At 64.2% G+C, this 17,879-nt stretch carries 17 protein-coding genes; 15 read left to right on the forward strand and 2 right to left on the reverse strand.

The genetic code is table 11. The features are described from left to right. The first annotated feature begins 34 nt into the window (after positions 1-34). From pmbA to erpA, 12 genes are all read left to right on the forward strand, one after another. The gene (gene pmbA, locus ASD87_RS25935) at positions 35-1,399 is read left to right on the forward strand and encodes a metalloprotease PmbA (protein ID WP_056327831.1); all 1,365 of its coding nucleotides are present in this window, start codon (positions 35-37) and stop codon (positions 1,397-1,399) included. 164 nt (positions 1,400-1,563) lie between these two features. Further along, positions 1,564-2,658 (forward strand): TRAP transporter substrate-binding protein, encoded by a 1,095-nt coding sequence (locus ASD87_RS25940; protein ID WP_056327832.1) that lies wholly within the window; start codon positions 1,564-1,566, stop codon positions 2,656-2,658. 255 nt (positions 2,659-2,913) lie between these two features. Continuing rightward, positions 2,914-4,068 (forward strand): ABC transporter substrate-binding protein, encoded by a 1,155-nt coding sequence (locus ASD87_RS25945; protein WP_056327833.1) that lies wholly within the window; start codon positions 2,914-2,916, stop codon positions 4,066-4,068. Positions 4,069-4,236: 168 nt separating this feature from the next. Next, complete coding sequence (locus ASD87_RS25950) at positions 4,237-5,118, forward strand: branched-chain amino acid ABC transporter permease (RefSeq protein WP_056327834.1); 882 nt, start codon at positions 4,237-4,239, stop codon at positions 5,116-5,118. A gap of 3 nt (positions 5,119-5,121) precedes the next feature. Further along, entirely contained in the window at positions 5,122-5,997 is an 876-nt protein-coding gene (locus tag ASD87_RS25955) for a branched-chain amino acid ABC transporter permease (RefSeq protein ID WP_056327835.1), read from the forward strand. Next, positions 5,990-6,778 carry an ABC transporter ATP-binding protein gene (locus tag ASD87_RS25960; protein ID WP_056327836.1) on the forward strand — a complete coding sequence of 263 codons (789 nt, stop codon included), beginning with the start codon at positions 5,990-5,992 and terminating at the stop codon, positions 6,776-6,778. Before ASD87_RS25955 ends, ASD87_RS25960 begins: the two co-directional genes overlap by 8 nt. Positions 6,779-6,833: 55 nt before the next feature. After that, positions 6,834-7,544, forward strand: coding sequence for an ABC transporter ATP-binding protein (locus tag ASD87_RS25965; RefSeq protein ID WP_056327837.1), 711 nt, complete (start codon positions 6,834-6,836; stop codon positions 7,542-7,544). Positions 7,545-7,847: 303 nt separating this feature from the next. Then, on the forward strand, positions 7,848-8,276 hold the full coding sequence (gene rplM, locus ASD87_RS25970) for a 50S ribosomal protein L13 (protein WP_008163100.1): 429 nt from the start codon (positions 7,848-7,850) through the stop codon (positions 8,274-8,276). Between the two features lie 9 nt (positions 8,277-8,285). Continuing rightward, positions 8,286-8,678 (forward strand): 30S ribosomal protein S9, encoded by a 393-nt coding sequence (gene rpsI / locus ASD87_RS25975; RefSeq protein WP_008163098.1) that lies wholly within the window; start codon positions 8,286-8,288, stop codon positions 8,676-8,678. 200 nt (positions 8,679-8,878) lie between these two features. Next, positions 8,879-9,943 (forward strand): N-acetyl-gamma-glutamyl-phosphate reductase, encoded by a 1,065-nt coding sequence (argC, locus tag ASD87_RS25980; RefSeq protein ID WP_056327838.1) that lies wholly within the window; start codon positions 8,879-8,881, stop codon positions 9,941-9,943. A gap of 42 nt (positions 9,944-9,985) precedes the next feature. Next, positions 9,986-10,732 (forward strand): DUF6776 family protein, encoded by a 747-nt coding sequence (locus ASD87_RS25985; protein WP_056327839.1) that lies wholly within the window; start codon positions 9,986-9,988, stop codon positions 10,730-10,732. A gap of 86 nt (positions 10,733-10,818) precedes the next feature. Next, complete coding sequence (gene erpA / locus ASD87_RS25990) at positions 10,819-11,190, forward strand: iron-sulfur cluster insertion protein ErpA (protein WP_056327840.1); 372 nt, start codon at positions 10,819-10,821, stop codon at positions 11,188-11,190. 74 nt (positions 11,191-11,264) lie between these two features. Here the strand turns inward: erpA and ASD87_RS25995 are convergent, their stop codons facing one another. Together ASD87_RS25995 and ASD87_RS26000 are read right to left on the reverse strand one after the other, a co-directional pair. Further along, positions 11,265-12,398 carry an anhydro-N-acetylmuramic acid kinase gene (locus ASD87_RS25995; protein WP_082586434.1) on the reverse strand — a complete coding sequence of 378 codons (1,134 nt, stop codon included), beginning with the start codon at positions 12,396-12,398 and terminating at the stop codon, positions 11,265-11,267. A gap of 84 nt (positions 12,399-12,482) precedes the next feature. Further along, the gene (locus ASD87_RS26000; RefSeq protein ID WP_056327841.1) at positions 12,483-13,892 is read right to left on the reverse strand and encodes a peptidoglycan DD-metalloendopeptidase family protein; all 1,410 of its coding nucleotides are present in this window, start codon (positions 13,890-13,892) and stop codon (positions 12,483-12,485) included. A gap of 256 nt (positions 13,893-14,148) precedes the next feature. Here ASD87_RS26000 and tyrS point away from each other — a divergent pair, with 256 nt between their 5' ends. The 3 genes from tyrS to glyA all read left to right on the forward strand — a co-directional run bounded on the left by tyrS (position 14,149) and on the right by glyA (position 17,678). After that, positions 14,149-15,378: a tyrosine--tRNA ligase gene (gene tyrS / locus ASD87_RS26005; RefSeq protein WP_056327842.1), complete on the forward strand. Its 1,230-nt coding sequence runs from the start codon at positions 14,149-14,151 to the stop codon at positions 15,376-15,378. Positions 15,379-15,449: 71 nt separating this feature from the next. After that, positions 15,450-16,103, forward strand: a complete 654-nt coding sequence (locus ASD87_RS26010) for a YbhB/YbcL family Raf kinase inhibitor-like protein (protein ID WP_056327843.1) — start codon at positions 15,450-15,452, stop codon at positions 16,101-16,103. A gap of 324 nt (positions 16,104-16,427) precedes the next feature. Beyond that, on the forward strand, positions 16,428-17,678 hold the full coding sequence (glyA, locus tag ASD87_RS26015) for a serine hydroxymethyltransferase (RefSeq protein WP_056327844.1): 1,251 nt from the start codon (positions 16,428-16,430) through the stop codon (positions 17,676-17,678). Positions 17,679-17,879: the final 201 nt, after the last annotated feature.

The raw sequence follows: 17,879 nt of genomic DNA on the forward strand, positions 1-17,879 counted from the left end.
GGCTATGATAACCGTCTCTGCAAATTGGACTGCAATGGTTAAAACCTCCTCATCCTTGCCGCTGGCGGCGAATCACGCGCGTTTTTCCGAACTTGTCGAGCAAACCCTGGCCTACGCGCGCCAGATCGGCGCTTCCGACGCCGCCGCGGAAGTCTCGGAAAGCCTGGGACTGTCCGTCTCGGTACGCAAGAACGACATCGAAACCGTTGAGCAAACCCGCGACCGGGCGCTGGACCTGACGGTCTACGCCGGCCAGAGCCGCGGTTCGGCCTCGACGTCCGACTTCTCCGAGGCCGCGCTGCGCCAGACGGTCGAAGCCGCCTGGCACATTGCTCGCCACACCGCTGCCGACCCTGCCGCCGGCCTGCCCGATGCCGACCAGCTGGCCACCGAATTCCCCGACCTGGACCTGCATCGCGCCTGGACCGTTTCCACCGAGGAAGCGGCCGAACTGGCGCTACGCGCCGAGCGCGCCGCCCGCGAGGTCGATTCGCGCATCACCAATACCGACGGCGCCACCGTCGGCACGTACGAAGGCCAGTTCGTGATGGGCAACACGCGCGGCTTTCTGGGCGGCTATCCGTATTCGCGCCACAGCCTGTCCGTGGCGCCCATCGCAGGTCGCGGCAATGGCATGCAGCGCGACTACTGGTATTCGTCCGAACGCGATCCGGCCAAGCTGGCCTCGCCCGAGGCCATCGGCCGCTATGCCGCCGAACGCACGCTGTCGCGCCTGTCGGCCCGCCGCGTGCGCACCGGCAAGTTCCCGGTCCTGTTCGAGGCGCCGCTGGCGCTGGGCCTGGTCGGCGCGCTGACGCAGGCCGTCAACGGCGGGGCGCTGTACCGCAAGGCGAGCTTCCTGGTCGATTCGCTGGGCAAGCCGCTCTTTCCCAAGCACATCAACCTGGTCGAGGATCCGCACATCCGCGGCGCCATGGGCAGCTCGCCGTTCGACGACGAGGGCGTGCGCACGCGCCGCCGCAACGTGGTCTCGGCCGGCGTGCTGGAAGGCTATTTCCTGTCGTCCTACACCGCGCGCAAGCTGGGCATGACCACCACCGGCAACGCCGGCGGTTCGCACAACCTGGTCTTCAGCTCCACGCAGACCCAGCGTGGCGACGATTTCGAAGCCATGCTCAAAAAGCTGGGCACCGGCTTTCTCGTCACCGAGCTGATCGGGCAGGGCGTCAACTACGTGACGGGCGATTACTCGCGCGGCGCTTTCGGCTATTGGGTCGAAAACGGCCAGATCCAGCACGCGGTTCAGGAAGTCACCATCGCCGGCAACCTGGCCGACATGTTTCAGCAGATCGTCGCGGTGGGCGCCGACACGATCTCGCGCGGCACCAAGACCACCGGCTCCATCCTCATCGAACAGATGGCCATTGCCGGCACCTGATCGCGCCCGCCGGCGGCGCGCCGTGCGCCGCCGGCTCCTGTTTTGCCCGCTTTGCAATCCCTTGCCTTTCCGGGATTTCCTCTAGCCGTTCCTGTGTTCGCCAGCGTGTAATATCCGGCGGGTATTGCTCGAAGTCCCGGGTGTTGCTGTATAGGAGCAAAGTGATGCAACGACGTTCATTCCTGAAGCGCGCCAGTCTGGGCGCCGTCGCCGGCGCCGCCGTCAGCTCGCCCGCGTTCGCCCAGGACATGCCCTCGATCAGCTGGCGCCTATCCTCGGGCTTTCCCAGCGCGCTGGACCTGCGCGTCGGCGCGGCCGAGAGCTTCTGCAAGTTCGTCGCCGAATCCACCGCGGGCAAGTTCAACATCCGCCACTTCCCGGACGGCGAAGTCGTTGCCGCCGCCGACCTGATGGAAGCGGTCTCCACCAAAAAGGTGGAATGCGGCCACGTGTCCTCGCGCCGCTACCACGCCAAGAATCCCGCGTTCAGCTTCGATGCGGCCGTGCCGTTCGGCCTGAACGCGCGCCAGATGAATGCCTGGATGAGCGAGGGCGAGGGCCTGCGCCTGACGCGCGAACTCTTCAAGCCCGAAAAGATCATCAACTTTCCCCTGGGCAATACCGGCGCCCAGATGGGCGGCTGGTATATCAAGGAAATCAAGCGCGAAGGCGACCTGAAAGACCTGAAGATGCGGGTGGACGGCCTGGCGGGGGAGGTGCTGTCCAGGCTTGGCGTGGCGCCCCAGCAGGTTGAGCTCGCCGCCTTGGCGCAGGCCTTTGAAAAAGAGGGGCTGCAGGCGGTGGCCGGGGCGGGCGCCTACGAGGACGCCAAGCTCGGATTGAATAAAGTAGCTAAGTATTACTACGCACCCGGCTGGTGGGCGGGCGGCGAACAGCTCTCGCTCTACATCAACGACGAAGCCTGGAACCAGCTGCCCAAGCATTATCAATCGGTGGTGCAGTCCGCGGCGCTGGCCGCGCACACCGCCGCGACGGCGCGTTATGACGCGCTCAATCCGCAGGCGCTGGCTCAACTGACGGCCAACGGAGCGCAAGTGCGGGCTTTTCCCCGGTCCATCATGGACGCCGCGTTCGAGGCCTCGCAACAGGTCTACAAGGACTTAAGCGCCAAAGACCCCAGATTCAAGGCATTGCACGATAGTTACATGGGCTTTCGCGACAGCGAGATGACGTGGTTTCGCCTGACCGAGGGCGCGTTCGGCCAGTATCTGGGCGTGGCGCTGTCGGGCAGGAGTTAGGAGGGAAGCCGGTGCCGAATGGCATTCGGCGAGTTTCAGGGTTTGTGCTAGTAACCACACGTTTTTTACAAAAAAATGGGCGGTTTTGAGGCTTTTGTTGAACGGCATTCGAGTTTCGGCCTGATACAAAGGAGTAATATCCCGGGTCTTGACGCGCATACATGCGGCCTTTAGGCGGCATCGACGTCAATCCGGCAGGATTACATCAGCCCGGATTACCAATATTCCGAGACAGACTTTAAGGTGGTAACAACCATGCAATCCAAGACCAAAAAGCTGCTGGCCGCGCTGATCGCCGCCGGTATCGTCCCGGCCGCCCACGCAGCCGACATCAAGCTGGGCGTGGCTGAAGCCCTGTCCGGCGGCGCCGCCCAGTACGGCGTGTCGATCCGCAACGGTTTCCAGCTCGCGGCTGACCAAATCAACGCGGCCGGTGGCATCAACGGCAACAAGATCGTGCTGGTGATCGAAGACGAGCAAGGCAAGAAAGAAGAAGCCATCAACGTCTTCAAGAAGCTGATCTTCAAGGACAACGTCCTGATGGTCTTCGGTCCCACCCTGTCGAATTCCGCCCAGGCCGCAGACCCGGTCGCCCAGGCCGCCAAGACGGTCGTCTTCGGCACCTCCAACACCGCCGACGGCATCACCTCCATCGGCAACTACGTGTTCCGCAACTCGGTCACCGAAGCCGACGTGCTGCCCGCCACCATCTCCACCGTCAAGGCCAAGACCGGCCTGAAGAACGTGGCGGTGCTCTACGGCAACGACGACGTCTTCACCAAGAGCGGCTACGACAACTTCAAGAAGGCCCTGGAAGACCAGAAGATCCCGGTCACGACGACCGAAACGTTCGCCAAGGGCGACGTGGACTTCAAGGCCCAGCTCACCAAGATCAAGGGCACCAACCCCGACGCCATCGTGCTGTCCGCACTGCTGGCCGAAGGCGCCCCGATCATGGTCCAGGCCCGCCAGCTCGGCCTGAACGTGCCCGTCATCGGCGGCAACGGCATGAACTCGGTCAAGATTTTCGACCTGGCCCCCGGCGGCGCGTCGAACAATCTGTGGATCGGCAGCCCGTGGTCGATCGAAAACAAGTCCCCCGAGAACACCAAGTTCATCGACGCCTACAAGGCCAAGTTCACGAATGCCCCCGACCAGTTCGCGGCCCAGTCGTATGACGCCATGTACATCGTCGCCCAGGCCCTGAAGAACACCAAGCTCACCGGCGAACTGCCCAAGGATCGCGCTGCCCTGCGCGATGCCCTGCCGTCCGTGACCTGGACCGGCGCCACCGGCCCGTTCAAGTTCCGTCAGGCCAACGATCGCGCCGGCAAGCCGGCCGGTTACGACGCCGACCAGGCACCGATCGTCAGCGTGACCAAGGACGGCAAGTACGTCATCGAGAAGTAAGCAGTACGCATCCCCGCGCGGGGGGATGCGCCTTGCGGATGGCCTCCCGGCCGTCCGCAAGGCGCTTTTTATCGCAGGGCCTCACCAAGTAGAAAGCTTCCCCGGAAGCACACCAGACCTCGCTGTGGGCACGGCGAGGCGGCCCTATCAGATTTGGAAAGTCCCATCATGTTCGAACAACAATTCGTCAATGCCTTGTCGCTGGGCTGTGTGTATGCACTGTTCGCGCTGGGCTTCACGCTGATCTTCGGCGTGCTCGGGGTGATCAACCTGGCGCATGGCGCCGTCTTCATGGTTGGCGCCTACGCAGCATTGGTCGTGGTCGAGCAATTCAGCCTGCCCTTGTGGGCCGCGCTGATGGTTGCGTTCTTCGTCGCCGGCTTTACCGGGGTCATCATCGACTACCTGGTGCTCAAGCCGCTGCGCAAGCGCAACGCACCCCACCTGATTCCCATGATCGCCACCATCGGTGTCGGCATCATCCTGAACAACGGCGCCCAAAGCATCTTTGGCGCCAGCAATCTGCGCTTCCCGCACGGCACCGTGCCCGAGGAAGTCATCGAAGTCGCCGGCCTGCACCTGACCGTCATCGAACTGGGGATCATCTTCCTGTCGTTCGCGCTGATGGCCGTGCTGATGTTCGTGATGCGCCGCACGCAGTTCGGCCGCGCGCTGCGCGCCATCGCCGAATCGCCCAAGGCCGCCTGGCTGCTGGGCATCAACGTCGAAAAGCTGTTCATCACCACCTCGTTCGCCGCGGCCGCCCTGGGCGGCGTGGCCGGCGTGCTGATCGGCCTGTACTCGAACGCGCTGTTCCCGCTGATGGGCCAGCCGATGCTGCACAAGGGCATCGCGGTCATCATCCTGGGCGGCATGGGCGACATCCGCGGCGCCATGCTGGGCGGTCTCTTCCTGGGCTTCGCCGAGGTGCTGTCCGTCGCTTACATCGGCTCCACCATGCGCGACGCGGTGGCTTTCGGCCTGCTGTTCCTGATCCTGCTGGTCCGCCCGCAAGGTCTGTTCGGCAAAGTGGTTCAACGCAAGGCTTAAGGTATGAGCGGATTCGAAAATTTCTGGGCCATCTACGGCAACCTGGTGCTGACGCTTGGCACCAATGCACTCCTGGCCCTCTCCATCTGGCTGACGCTGGCCTGCGGCATGCTTGCCATGGCCAACGCCGCCTTCATGGGCATCGGGGCCTACACGGCCGCGCTGCTCACCATGAATTACGACGCGCCCTTCGCGGTCGCACTGGCGGGCGGCATGGCCGCCCCGGCGCTGGTCGCGGCCCTGATCGGCCTGCCGACGCTGCGGTTGTCGGGGGTCTATCTGGCGATGGCCACGCTGGGCTTCGGTGAAGTGGTCCGCGTGACCATCCTGAACACCGAGTCCATCACTGGCGGCGCGCTGGGCCTGAACGGCATTCCCCAGCTCACGCAGTGGTGGCATGTGCTGCTGGCCGTGATCATCGTGCTGTTCGTGCTGTGGCGCGTGCGGGCCTCCAAGATCGGCCGTTCCTTCGACGCCATCCGTGGCGACGAGACCGCCGCCGGCATGATGGGCATCGACGTGCGCGCCAACAAGATGCTGGCCTTCGTGGCCGGCGCGGTGATCGCCGGTCTTGCCGGCGCGCTGAACGCGCACCTGACGTTCTTCATCGGTCCCAACGAATACGGCTTCGACCGCGGCGTCGAAATCCTGACGATGGCGATCCTGGGCGGCATCGGCGGCCTGGCCGGCCCCGTGCTGGGCAGCTTCATCATTACGACGCTGCCCGAATTGCTGCGCGGATTTGCGGATCTGCGCCTGATCGCGAATGGAGTGATCCTGGTGGTGATTGTGTTGTTCCTGCCGCAAGGCATCTGGGATCCGGCGCGCTTCAAGCGCTGGATGCGTCAAAGCCGCCAGGGAGGAAAGCGCCATGCTTGAGCTCTCCTCCGTCTCCAAGAGCTTTGGCGGCCTGCATGTGCTGCATGACGTCAGCCTGTCGGTGCCCGAAGGCGCCATCTTCGGCCTGATCGGCCCGAACGGCGCCGGCAAGACCACGGTGTTCAACCTGATCACCGGACTGCTCCCGCCGAGCGGCGGCTCCATCACCTTCCAGGGCGAGAGCGTGCTGCGCAAGAAGCCGCACAGCATCACGCGCATGGGCATCGCCCGCACGTTTCAGAACATCCGTCTCTTCAAGGAGATGACGCTGCTGGAAAACGTCGTCGTGGGCGCCTACCGCCACATGAACTACGGTTTCCCCAGCCTGCTGCTGGGTCTGCCGGGTTACCGCGAACACGAGCAGCGCGCCCGCGAACGCGCGCACGAACTGCTGACGTGGATGCGCCTGGACCACAAGGCCAACGATCTGGCCGACAACCTGTCCTACGGCGAGCAGCGCCGCCTGGAGCTGGCGCGCGCGCTGGCCACCGAGCCCAAGCTGCTGCTCCTGGACGAGCCCGTCGCCGGCATGAACACCGGCGAACGCGCCGAACTGATGCGCGAGATCCTGGCCATTCGCGACCGCGGCTACACCATCCTCATGATCGAGCACGACATGCGCTTCGTCATGGGCCTGTGCGAACGCATCGCGGTGCTGAACTTCGGCAAGATCATCGCGTGCGGCGGTCCCGAGGACATCCGCAACAACGAACAGGTCATCGAGGCCTACCTGGGCCGCGAAGACGACGAAGACACCGAACAAGCGGAGGCCGCCCGATGAGTCGCCGGGCCGCTCCCAAGACGAATACCGCAGCGCGACGCGCGGAGGCTACACAATGAGCGCCATGCTGGAAGTCCGCGGGCTCGAGGTCAACTACGGCCACATCGAAGCCGTGCGCGGCATCGACCTGGACCTGAACGCCAACGAAATCACCGCCCTGGTCGGCGCCAACGGCGCCGGCAAGTCGACGACGCTGCTTGCGCTGTCGGGCCTGTTGCCCAAGGCGCGCGGCCGCATCCTCTTCGAGGGCGAAGACGTCACCAACCTTGCGCCGAACCAGCTGGTCGCGCGCGGCATCGTGCAGGTGCCCGAAGGCCGGGCCATCCTGACCACCATGACGGTGCTGGAAAACCTGGAACTCGGCGCCTATCGCCGCGGCCTGAAGAACGTCGCGTCCGATCTGGAATACGTGTTCAACCTGTTTCCGCGCCTGAAAGAGCGGATCAGCGGCATGGCCGGCAACCTGTCCGGCGGCGAGCAGCAGATGCTGGCCATCGGCCGCGCCCTGATGGCCAAGCCGCGTCTGCTGCTGCTGGACGAGCCCTCGATGGGCTTGGCGCCGATCGTCGTGCAGGAAATCTTCCGGTCGCTGCGCGCCATCAATGCCGACGGCCTCACGCTGTTCCTGGTCGAACAGAACGTGCGCCAGGCGCTCAAGATTGCCCAGCAAGGCTACGTGCTTGAAAACGGCGCCATGGCGCTGACGGGCACGGGCCGCGAACTGCTCGGCCACCCGCGCGTCCTGGAAGCCTACCTGGGCGCCTGACGGGCAGGGGGCGGCATGCGTCCCCTGATGAATTTTGCGGCGGCTGTTCTGGAATGGCCGCTGCGAATCTCCTGAATTCTGTCCGCTTGCCCATTTTTTGAGCAGCCGTGTTAGAATTTCAGGCTTTCCCTCATTTTGACCTTTGCACGGGCGGATTCATAACGCTTAGGCGGGGGGCGATAAGGGCTGGAATTTGTACCTGAATGGCTGCAACCCGAAGGGCTGCAAATTTTGGCCTAGTCTGGGAAAAAACACTGGCTGGATGTTCCGGTCAGAGCAAATTTTTTATTCTTAGGAACCATCATGAAGACCTTTGTGGCCAAGCCGCATGAAGTCCAACGTGACTGGTTTGTGATCGACGCCAAGGGCAAAGTCCTCGGTCGTGTGGCCAGCGAAGTCGCACGTCGTCTGCGTGGCAAGCACAAACCTGAATTCACGCCTCACGTTGATACCGGTGACTACATTGTCATCATCAACGCGTCCGATATCGTTGTTACCGGCGCCAAGGCGAAAGACAAGAAGTACTTCCGCCACACGACGTACCCGGGCGGTATCCGTGAAACGAACTTCGAGAAAATGCAAGAGCGTTTTCCCGGCCGTGCCATTCAGAAGGCCGTCAAGGGCATGCTGCCCAAGGGTCCTCTGGGCTACGCCATGATCAAGAAGCTGAAGGTCTATGCTGGTGCCGAGCACCCGCACACCGCCCAGCAGCCCAAGACGCTGGATATCTAAGGAAACGCCATGATCGGTAACTGGAATTACGGAACCGGCCGTCGCAAAACTTCGGTGGCTCGCGTTTTCATCAAGAAGGGCACTGGCAAGATCGTCGTCAACGGCAAGCCCGTCGACGAGTTCTTCGCTCGTGAAACCGGCCGCATGGTCGTGCGCCAGCCGCTGGAACTGACCGGCCACCTGGAATCGTTTGACATCAAGGTCAACGTGCACGGCGGCGGCGAAACCGGCCAAGCCGGCGCCATCCGTCACGGCATCACGCGTGCCCTGATCGATTACGACGCCACGCTGAAGCCCTCGCTGTCGCAAGCTGGCTTCGTGACCCGCGATGCCCGTGAAGTCGAACGTAAGAAGGTCGGCTTCCGCAAGGCGCGTCGTCGCAAGCAGTTCAGCAAGCGTTAATGCCCTGCAAAAAGCCCGCTTCGGCGGGCTTTTTGTTTTTGGGCCGGCAATGCAATGTCATCGCTGGCCCCGCGCGCGGAACTCCGCGCCACGCGTTCGGTCGGAAAAAGGCTTGCAGTGGCAATTCCAGCACGCCTGCCGCGCATTAGCGGGTTTCCCGAGCGATACAATCGTTATTCGTTCTCCGAAGAGCATTCATCATGGCCCAAGCATCGAACACCCGCATCAAGGTTGGTATCGTCGGCGGCACCGGATACACCGGTGTCGAACTGCTGCGCTTGCTTTCGCAGCATCCGAACGTGGAATTGACTGCCATCACGTCCCGCAAGGAAGACGGCCTGCCCGTCGCCGACATGTACCCGAACCTGCGCGGCCGTGTGAAGCTTGCATTCTCGGCCCCGGAAAAGGCTTCGCTGACTGACTGCGACGTCGTCTTCTTCGCCACGCCCCACGGCGTGGCCATGGCGCAGGCGCAAGAGCTCATCGCCGCCGGCACCCGCGTCATCGACCTGGCCGCCGATTTCCGCCTGCAGGACATCCCCACGTTCGAACGCTGGTACAAGATTCCCCACACCTGCCCGGACATCCTGGCCGAGTCGCAATACGGCCTGGTCGAACTGAACCGCGAAGCCATCTCCAAGGCGCGCGTCATCGGCAACCCCGGCTGCTACCCCACCACGGTGCTGCTGGGCCTGGCGCCGCTGCTTGAAGGCGGCAAGGCGCTGGTCGATACGCAAACGCTGATCGCCGACTGCAAGTCGGGTGTGTCCGGCGCCGGCCGCAAGGCAGAGGTGGGCTCGCTGTTCTCGGAAGCGTCCGACAACTTCAAGGCCTACGGCGTGGCCGGCCATCGCCACCACCCCGAAATCACCGCCCAGCTGGAAAAGCTGGCCGGCGGCAAGGTGGGCCTGACGTTCGTGCCGCATCTGGTGCCGATGATCCGCGGCATGTTCTCCACCATTTACGCCCGCATCCAACCCGAGGCGCGCGACACCGACTTCCAAGCCCTGTTCGAAGCGCGCTACGCCGATGAGCCGTTCGTGGACGTCATGCCTGCCGGCAGCCATCCCGAAACGCGCTCGGTGCGCGGGTCCAACAACCTGCGCATCGCGCTCAGCCGCCCGGGCAACGGCGACCTGCTGATCGTCATGGTGGTGCAGGACAATCTGGTCAAGGGCGCCGCCGGTCAGGCCGTGCAGAACATGAACCTCATGTTCGGCATCCCCGAAACGATGGGCCTGGACCAGGTCGCCATCCTGCCGTAACGCCAAGGCGGCCCGTTTGTCGGGCCGCCAATATTGCTCTTTATGCCCGCAGATCCCGCCGCCCGTTCCCCATCGCGAAGTCACGGCGCAGTCGTGCGCCTGTGCGCGATGCTGCTGCTGGGCGTGCTGGTGGGCGGGATCGCCGGGTTCTTCCACGCGCGCCAGCTCTATCGTCCGCAGGACGCCGTGGTCATCAGCGTCCAGCAGGCCGAGGCGCAGGACGAGGCCATGCGTCAGCAGGCCACGCAACTGCGCTACATTCGCGGCCAGCTCGATAAGGCCGATGGCGAACTCGTCATCGAGCGATCGGCCCGCCAAGAACTCGAAACCCAGCTTCACGCCGCCCAAGCCGAACTCGGCCGCGTGCGTGACCAGCTTGCCTTCTATGAACAGCTGCTGCCGCCCGGCCCTGAGGGCTCGGTGGACATTCGCAGCATGCAGATCGACCGCGAGGGCGGCGGCCTGCGGTACAAGGTCCTGCTGATGCGCAGTGGCCGCAATGGTGGTACGCCCTTTGCGGGCGCGCTGCGCTTTCAGGCCACCGGCGTGCTCAAGGGCGAAACCGTCACGGTGGACCTAGCGCCCATGCAGCTCAAGGCCGAGACCGGCCCCGTCACGGCCACCGGAGAAAACCTGACCGCCGCGTCGCTCGCCCTGCAGTTCGACCAGTATCAGCGCAGTCAGGGCATCCTGGCCGTGCCTGACGGATTTGTCCCCGAAAGCGTGACCGTCAGCGTCCTCGAGGGGGAAACCGTCCGCGCTTCGCGCAGTGTCAAGCTTGAACTTTGAGTCTGGTCAAGCCCTGCGCTATAGTGACACCATACGAGCGGCGACGCCGCTCACTGAATTTTGGCCGTACCGGCCAGGAGTGAACCATGAATGCAGTGACCGAAACCGTCGACCTTCAGGCCCCCCCGCCTGTTCCCCTGGTGTTCACCGACTCGGCTGCCGCCAAAGTGAAAGACCTGTTGGCCGAAGAAGGCAACCCCGAACTGAAGCTGCGCGTTTTCGTGCAGGGCGGCGGCTGTTCCGGCTTCCAATACGGTTTTACGTTTGATGAAGTCGTCAACGAAGACGACACCGTGCTGGACAAGGCCGGCGTGCAATTGCTCGTCGATCCGATGAGCTTCCAGTATCTGGTCGGCGCCGAGATCGACTACAAGGAAGATCTGGAAGGCGCGCAGTTCGTCATCCGCAATCCCAACGCCAGCACCACCTGCGGCTGCGGCTCCTCGTTCTCGGTGTAATCACCCAGGCCGAAAGTTAAAAAGCCCTTCGGCAAACCGAAGGGCTTTTTGCATGGGCGCGTGATGGATCGCGCTCAGGCCGGATACAGCGCCCCAAGAATCCGCGCGCCGCGCGCGCCCGTCACGCTGGGCAGGCCGGCCGGTTTGCCGGTCATGAACGCGTGAGCCAGCCAGGCGAACGCCAGAGCCTCCACCTGTTGCGCAGGCACGCCAAGGGCGTCGGTCGCGCGGACGGGGCGTTGCAGGCAATACGCCAGTTCCTGCATCAGGCCGGCGTTGTGGGCGCCGCCGCCGCAGACAAAGACTTCTTGCGTGCCCGCGGCCGCCCGGTCGATGGCGTCCGCCACGGTTCTGGCCGTCAGCCGCTGCAGCGTGGCCTGAACGTCCTCCGGCGCGGGCGCGGCGCCGTCGAATTCCGCCAGGCGGGCGTCAAGCCATTGGATGTTGAAAAGATCGCGGCCCGTGGATTTGGGCGGCGGCAGGCCGAACCACGGCTCGCTGCCGATGAGTTGTTCAAGCAAGGGCGCCAGCACTTGTCCCGAGGCCGCCCAGCGGCCCCCGGCGTCGTAAGGGCGGCCCAGGTGCCGTTGGCACCAGCCGTCCAGCAGTACGTTGGCCGGGCCGGTGTCAAAGCCGCGCGCCGGCTGCCCGGGCACAAGCAGCGTCACGTTGGCGATGCCGCCCAGGTTCAGCACGGCGCGCCCGTGGCTGGCGCCGAAGATGGCGGCGTGAAACGGCGGCACCAGCGGTGCGCCCTGGCCGCCAGCGGCAACGTCGCGCGAACGGAAGTCGGCCACGACGGCAATGCCCGTCAGTTCCGCCAGCAGGGCGGGTGCGTTCAGTTGCAGGGTGTACCCAAGATCAGGGCGGTGACGCACGGTCTGACCGTGCGCGCCGATGGCGCTGACGTCGCTGGCGGCCACGCCCGCATCCGCAAGCAATGCCGACACGGCTTGGGCATAGACACGCGCCAACGCGTTGGCCGCGAGCGCCGCGCGGGCAAGTTCATCGCCGCCCGATTCGTTCAGCGCCAGCAGCTCGTGCCGCAGATTTTCTGGCATGGGGAGGCTGGCGTTGGCCAGCACCTGAGGCGCCTGGCCGTCGTCCAGGCGGGTCAGCACGCCGTCGACGCCGTCGACGCTGGTGCCGGACATCAGGCCAATGTATAGCGTGCTGCGGTCCTGCTGGATGGGCTGGGTGGCATTCACGGGCGCCTCCAAAGAAAAAGGCGGCTGGGGCTTGATGCCCCGCCGCCGCACCCGCTGCGCGCGGGCCTGTTTTTTGGACCTGCCTTAGCGGCTGGCCACGTTGGTCAGCGCGTCGGGCAGCGTCTGCTGGAACTGCGTCAGCAATTGGATCTGCTGCTTGTAGGGGCCAACCGCCTGGTTGAACGCGCGGACTTCCGCGGGTTCGAGGGCGCGGGCCACGGGCAGGTCCACCGACAGCGGATCGATGGGCTGGTTGTCGACGCGGAACTCGTAGTGCAGGTGCGGACCGGTGGCCCAGCCGGTGGAACCGACGTAGCCCAGCAGTTGGCCCTGCGACACCTTCGAGCCCTTGGTGACGCCTTCGGCGATGCGGCTCTGGTGCGCGTAGAGGGTCGAGTACTTGCCGTGGTGCTTGACGATGACCACGTTGCCATAGCCATTCTGCCAGCCCGAGAATTCGACCGTGCCGTCCGCGGTGGAGTGGATCGGCGTGCCCGACGGCGCGGCGTAGTCCACGCCCTTGTGTCCCGTCCAGGTCTTGTGGATGGGGTGCATGCGCATGCCGAAGGTCGAGCTGATTCGGCTGAACTTCAGGGCGGTGCGCAGGAAGGCGCCGCGCAGGCTGGTGCCGTCAAAGTCGTAATAGGAGCCGGTCTTTTCGTCGGGGCTGAACCAGACGGCGTTGTAGGTCTTGCCGCCGTTGATGAATTCCAGGGCCAGCACGCGGCCGGCGCCGGCGTAGCGGCCGTCGTGCGAGCGCACTTCGTAGACCACGCGGAATTGATCGCCCTGGCGCAGGTCGCGCAGGAAGTCGATCTTGGCGCTGAGGATGTCGGCCATCTGCATGGTGACCGAGTCGGGAATGCCGGCCGAGTCCGTGGCGCCGAAGAGCGAGGACTTGATGGTGCCGACCGCGACGCGGGTCTGGCGTTCCGTGCTTTCGGTGACTTCCTCGGCCTTGTAGCCGTCGCCGGACGGGGCCACGTGCAGCATGCGCGTCACGACCTGGCCGTCGGTCTCGTTGCCGGGCGTGTGGATGTAGCGCAGCCACACCAGATTGCCCGCTTCGTCCGTGGCGGCTTGCACCGAGCGGCCCGGGTACAGCTTGTAGATGCTGCGGGCGCTGGCGTCGTGGGTCAGGAACGACTGGAGATTGGGGGCGTCGAGTTCCAGGCGCTGCAGCACCGCCGACAGCGTGTCGCCCGGACGGATCCGGGTTTCGCTGATGTAGGGGGCGGCGCTGGGCGTGCTGACTTCGACTTGCTCGGCGGTCAGCGGCAGAATGCTCTGGATGACGCGCGAGGGGGGGAGTTCGGTGCGGTCGGGTTGCTGCACCATGCCGAGAGCGGCGGCGCCTGCGAACAGACCAATTGCGGTGACGAGAAGCGTGCGGCGGAAAAGTCCCGAGCGATGGGGCTTGGGCTCAACGGGCGCAAATACGGCAGCGACTTTGCGCTTGAGGCCACTCGCCAGTTCGTGGAGGCCACGATTCATCGTGAAAATACCCTCTCAGGTGGCTTGAACTCGCAGGGTGCGGTACACGAACGGCCCTCGCGCGCACCGTTTCCGGGGCAAGGGCTGGCGCGGGGGCGCATCTTGTGAACAAGGGATGTAGAGCGAACGCAACTGCGTACATATGGCAGTTGCGTATGATTAGGCCGGTATCCTAGCTGATTCGGCTAGAATTTACGATAGTTTTCGTCACTTTTTACACCTTTTTGTCGGCTGAAGCCGCATTGGCCCCCCTGTCATGTCACCCACCGAAGCCCCCATTACACCTGAAGTCGAAGCCGATCTGCGTATAGCCAAGCGCGGCTGCGATGAGCTGCTGGTCGAATCCGAATTCGCCCGCAAGCTGGCCAAGAGCCGCGCCACCGGCGTGCCGCTGCGCATCAAGCTTGGCCTGGATCCGACCGCACCGGACATCCACCTGGGCCACACGGTGGTGCTGAACAAGATGCGCCAGCTGCAGGACCTGGGGCACAACGTCATCTTCCTGATCGGCGACTTCACCTCCACCATCGGCGACCCCAGCGGCCGCAACAGCACCCGCCCGCCGCTCACGCGCGAACAGATCGAGGCCAACGCCAAGACCTATTACGCGCAGGCCAGCCTGGTGCTGGATCCGGCCCGCACCGAGATCCGCTACAACTCCGAATGGTGCGACCCGCTCGGCGCGCGCGGCATGATCCAGCTCGCGTCGCGTTACACGGTGGCGCGCATGATGGAGCGCGAAGACTTCACCAAGCGCTTCAAGGGCGGTATCCCGATCTCGGTCCATGAATTCCTGTATCCGCTGATGCAGGGCTACGACTCGGTCGCGCTGAAGTCAGATCTGGAGCTGGGGGGCACCGATCAGAAGTTCAACCTGCTGGTCGGGCGCGAACTGCAAAAAGAGTATGGACAGGAGCCGCAGTGCATCCTGACGATGCCGCTGCTGGTCGGGACGGACGGCGTAGAGAAGATGTCCAAGTCCAAGGGGAACTACATCGGCATTTCGGAGTCGCCCGATTCCATGTTCGGCAAGCTGATGTCGATCTCCGACACGCTGATGTGGCGCTACTTCGAACTGCTGTCATTCCGCTCGCTGGAGGAGATCGCGGCGCTCAAGCAAGAGATCGATGGCGGGCGCAATCCGCGCGATGCCAAGGTGATGCTGGCGCAGGAAATCATCGCGCGCTTTCATTCCGCCAAGGCCGCCGACGATGCGCTGGCCTCGTTTGAGGCGCGTTTCCGCGACGGCGCGATTCCCGACGACATGCCCGAGGTCAATATCGGCGGCGCGCCGGTGGGCATCCTGAAGCTGTTGCGCGAAGCGGGTCTGGTCGCCTCCGGGTCGGAAGCGCAGCGCAACGTCGAGCAGGGCGGGGTGCGCGTCAATGGCGATCGCGTGGAAGACAAATCGTTGCAATTGCCGGCCGGGACTTACGTCGTTCAGGTGGGCAAGCGAAAGTTTGCCCGTGTTAACTTGAACCCGTAATTGCGAAGTTTTGATACGCTCAGGGTACAGACAGGGGCAGAGCGCCTTTGCGGCATTTACAGGAGCACGACATGGAACTTTCGAGTTTGTCATTTTCCGATCACGAGTCGATTCCCGAGCGCTACGCATTCGGCAAGATCGATGCGCAATCGCACGTCGCGCTGGCAGATAACTTCAACCCGCAGTTTTCCTGGGACGACGTCCCCGCGGGCACACAGTCGTTTGCACTGATCTGCCACGATCCGGATGTGCCCTCGCGCCCAGACGACGTCAACCAGGAAGGCCGCGAAGTGCCCGCCGACCTGGCCCGCGTGGATTTCTTCCACTGGGTGCTGGTGGACCTGCCGGCCGACCTGCGCGAGATCGACGAAGGCGCGTTCTCCAACGGCATCACGCCGCGCGGCAAGGGTGGCCCGCTGGCGCCCATGGACGCGCGCCAGGGCATCAACTCCTACTCGTCGTGGTTCGCCAATGACCACGACATGAGCGGCGAGTACTTCGGCTACGACGGTCCGTGCCCGCCCTGGAACGATGCCCTGGTGCATCGCTACATCTTCACCCTGTATGCATTGGACGTGCCCAGCCTGAACCTGCAGGGCTCGTTCACGGGCGAAGACGCGCTGCGGGCGATCCAGAAGCACGTGCTGGCGAAGGCGTCGCTGACCGGGACCTATACGCTGAACCCCCGGCTCGCGCCCAAGCAAATCGGGGCCACGTCGGCCTGACGCTCAGCCAGATGTACGCAGGGCCGCCCAGTGCGGCCCTTTTTCATGGCGGCAGGCCGCGGCGCGGCCGGTCACACCGTTGGCCGTGGCGTGAACACCCTTGCATGAAACTTTCTCAAGTCGGCATGAGTGCCGTTTCCGGCCGCGTGGGCAAGCCGTGGTTTTCGCGCCCGTGCGCCGGAATTTGGCGCGGTTCCGGTGGTTTTAAGCGCAAATGATCAGGCGCGACGGGGTAAACTACTCAGCATTCTCCGGGTTTACCCGCCCGACGCCGTTTTCTTATCTGCCGTTTCTTTTCCATTACCGCCTCAGGAAACCCCCGTCATGTTTGACCGCAACCTCACCTTGTCCAAGGCTGACCCGGACGTTTGGGCCGCCATCCAGAAGGAAGACCAGCGCCAAGAGCAGCACATCGAGCTGATCGCTTCGGAGAACTACGCCAGCCCCGCCGTCATGGAAGCGCAGGGCACGCAGCTCACGAACAAGTACGCCGAAGGCTACCCGGGCAAGCGCTACTACGGTGGTTGCGAATACGTGGACGTGGTCGAACAGCTGGCCATCGACCGCCTGAAGCAGATCTTTGGCGCCGAAGCCGCCAACGTGCAGCCCAACTCGGGTTCGCAGGCAAACCAGGGCGTGTACATGGCGGTCCTCAAGCCGGGCGACACCGTGCTGGGCATGAGCCTGGCCGAAGGCGGCCACCTGACGCACGGCGCGTCGGTCAACGCCTCGGGCAAGCTGTACAACTTCATCTCCTATGGCCTGGACGAAAACGAAGTCCTGAACTACGACCAGGTCGAGCAGCTGGCCAAGGAACACAAGCCCAAGCTGATCGTGGCTGGCGCGTCGGCCTACGCCCTGCACATCGATTTCGAGCGCATGGCCCGCATCGCCCGTGAAAACGGCGCGCTGTTCATGGTCGACATCGCCCACTACGCCGGCCTGGTTGCTGGCGGCGCCTACCCCAACCCGGTCCCGCACGCCGACTTCGTCACCTCGACCACGCACAAGTCGCTGCGCGGCCCGCGCGGCGGCGTCATCATGATGAAGGCCGAGCACGAGAAGATCATCAACTCGGCGATTTTCCCCGGCATCCAGGGCGGTCCGCTGATGCATGTCATCGCCGGCAAGGCCGTGGCCTTCAAGGAAGCGCTGGAACCCGGGTTCAAGGACTACGCGCAGCAAGTCGTCAAGAACGCCAAGGTGCTGGCCGACACGCTGGTCAAGCGCGGCCTGCGTATCGTCTCGGGCCGTACCGAGAGCCACGTCATGCTGGTGGACCTGCGTTCCAAGGGCATCACGGGCAAGGAAGCCGAAGCGGTGCTGGGCCAGGCCCACATCACGGTCAACAAGAACGCCATCCCGAACGATCCGGAAAAGCCCTTCGTGACCAGCGGCATCCGCCTGGGCACGCCGGCCATGACGACCCGCGGCTTCACCGAAGCCGACGCCGAGCTGACGGCCAACCTGATCGCCGACGTGCTGGACAACCCGCGCGACGAAGCCAACATCGCCGCCGTGCGCGCCAAGGTCAATGAACTGACCTCGCGCCTGCCGGTTTACGGCAAGAAGTAAGCGGGCGACCCGGGCGCGGCCACGCCGCGAACGGGAATCGGGCAAAGGGACGGTTTCGCAAGACGCCGTCCCTTGTTCTTTTTGGGCATGCAGGCGGCGTCCCGCCTGGCAATCGGCCAAGCGGCCGCGGCAGGGCAGTCGTCCGAATTGACGCTTTGCATCATGCCCGTCGTTACAATATGCTCAATTATTGCCACCAGC

The organism is Achromobacter sp. Root170 (genome assembly GCF_001428165.1).
In the GTDB taxonomy this organism is placed as follows: domain Bacteria; phylum Pseudomonadota; class Gammaproteobacteria; order Burkholderiales; family Burkholderiaceae_B; genus Achromobacter; species Achromobacter mucicolens.

Bases quoted from the DNA above. Each gene is read 5' to 3' on its own strand.
- pmbA (WP_056327831.1), top strand. From the start codon at position 35: ATGGTTAAAACCTCCTCATCCTTGCCGCTGGCGGCGAATCACGCGCGT.
- ASD87_RS25940 (WP_056327832.1), top strand. From the start codon at position 1,564: ATGCAACGACGTTCATTCCTGAAGCGCGCCAGTCTGGGCGCCGTCGCC.
- ASD87_RS25945 (WP_056327833.1), top strand. From the start codon at position 2,914: ATGCAATCCAAGACCAAAAAGCTGCTGGCCGCGCTGATCGCCGCCGGT.
- ASD87_RS25950 (WP_056327834.1), top strand. From the start codon at position 4,237: ATGTTCGAACAACAATTCGTCAATGCCTTGTCGCTGGGCTGTGTGTAT.
- ASD87_RS25955 (WP_056327835.1), top strand. From the start codon at position 5,122: ATGAGCGGATTCGAAAATTTCTGGGCCATCTACGGCAACCTGGTGCTG.
- ASD87_RS25960 (WP_056327836.1), top strand. From the start codon at position 5,990: ATGCTTGAGCTCTCCTCCGTCTCCAAGAGCTTTGGCGGCCTGCATGTG.
- ASD87_RS25965 (WP_056327837.1), top strand. From the start codon at position 6,834: ATGAGCGCCATGCTGGAAGTCCGCGGGCTCGAGGTCAACTACGGCCAC.
- rplM (WP_008163100.1), top strand. From the start codon at position 7,848: ATGAAGACCTTTGTGGCCAAGCCGCATGAAGTCCAACGTGACTGGTTT.
- rpsI (WP_008163098.1), top strand. From the start codon at position 8,286: ATGATCGGTAACTGGAATTACGGAACCGGCCGTCGCAAAACTTCGGTG.
- argC (WP_056327838.1), top strand. From the start codon at position 8,879: ATGGCCCAAGCATCGAACACCCGCATCAAGGTTGGTATCGTCGGCGGC.
- ASD87_RS25985 (WP_056327839.1), top strand. From the start codon at position 9,986: ATGCCCGCAGATCCCGCCGCCCGTTCCCCATCGCGAAGTCACGGCGCA.
- erpA (WP_056327840.1), top strand. From the start codon at position 10,819: ATGAATGCAGTGACCGAAACCGTCGACCTTCAGGCCCCCCCGCCTGTT.
- ASD87_RS26000 (WP_056327841.1), bottom strand. From the start codon at position 13,892: ATGAATCGTGGCCTCCACGAACTGGCGAGTGGCCTCAAGCGCAAAGTC.
- tyrS (WP_056327842.1), top strand. From the start codon at position 14,149: ATGTCACCCACCGAAGCCCCCATTACACCTGAAGTCGAAGCCGATCTG.
- ASD87_RS26010 (WP_056327843.1), top strand. From the start codon at position 15,450: ATGGAACTTTCGAGTTTGTCATTTTCCGATCACGAGTCGATTCCCGAG.
- glyA (WP_056327844.1), top strand. From the start codon at position 16,428: ATGTTTGACCGCAACCTCACCTTGTCCAAGGCTGACCCGGACGTTTGG.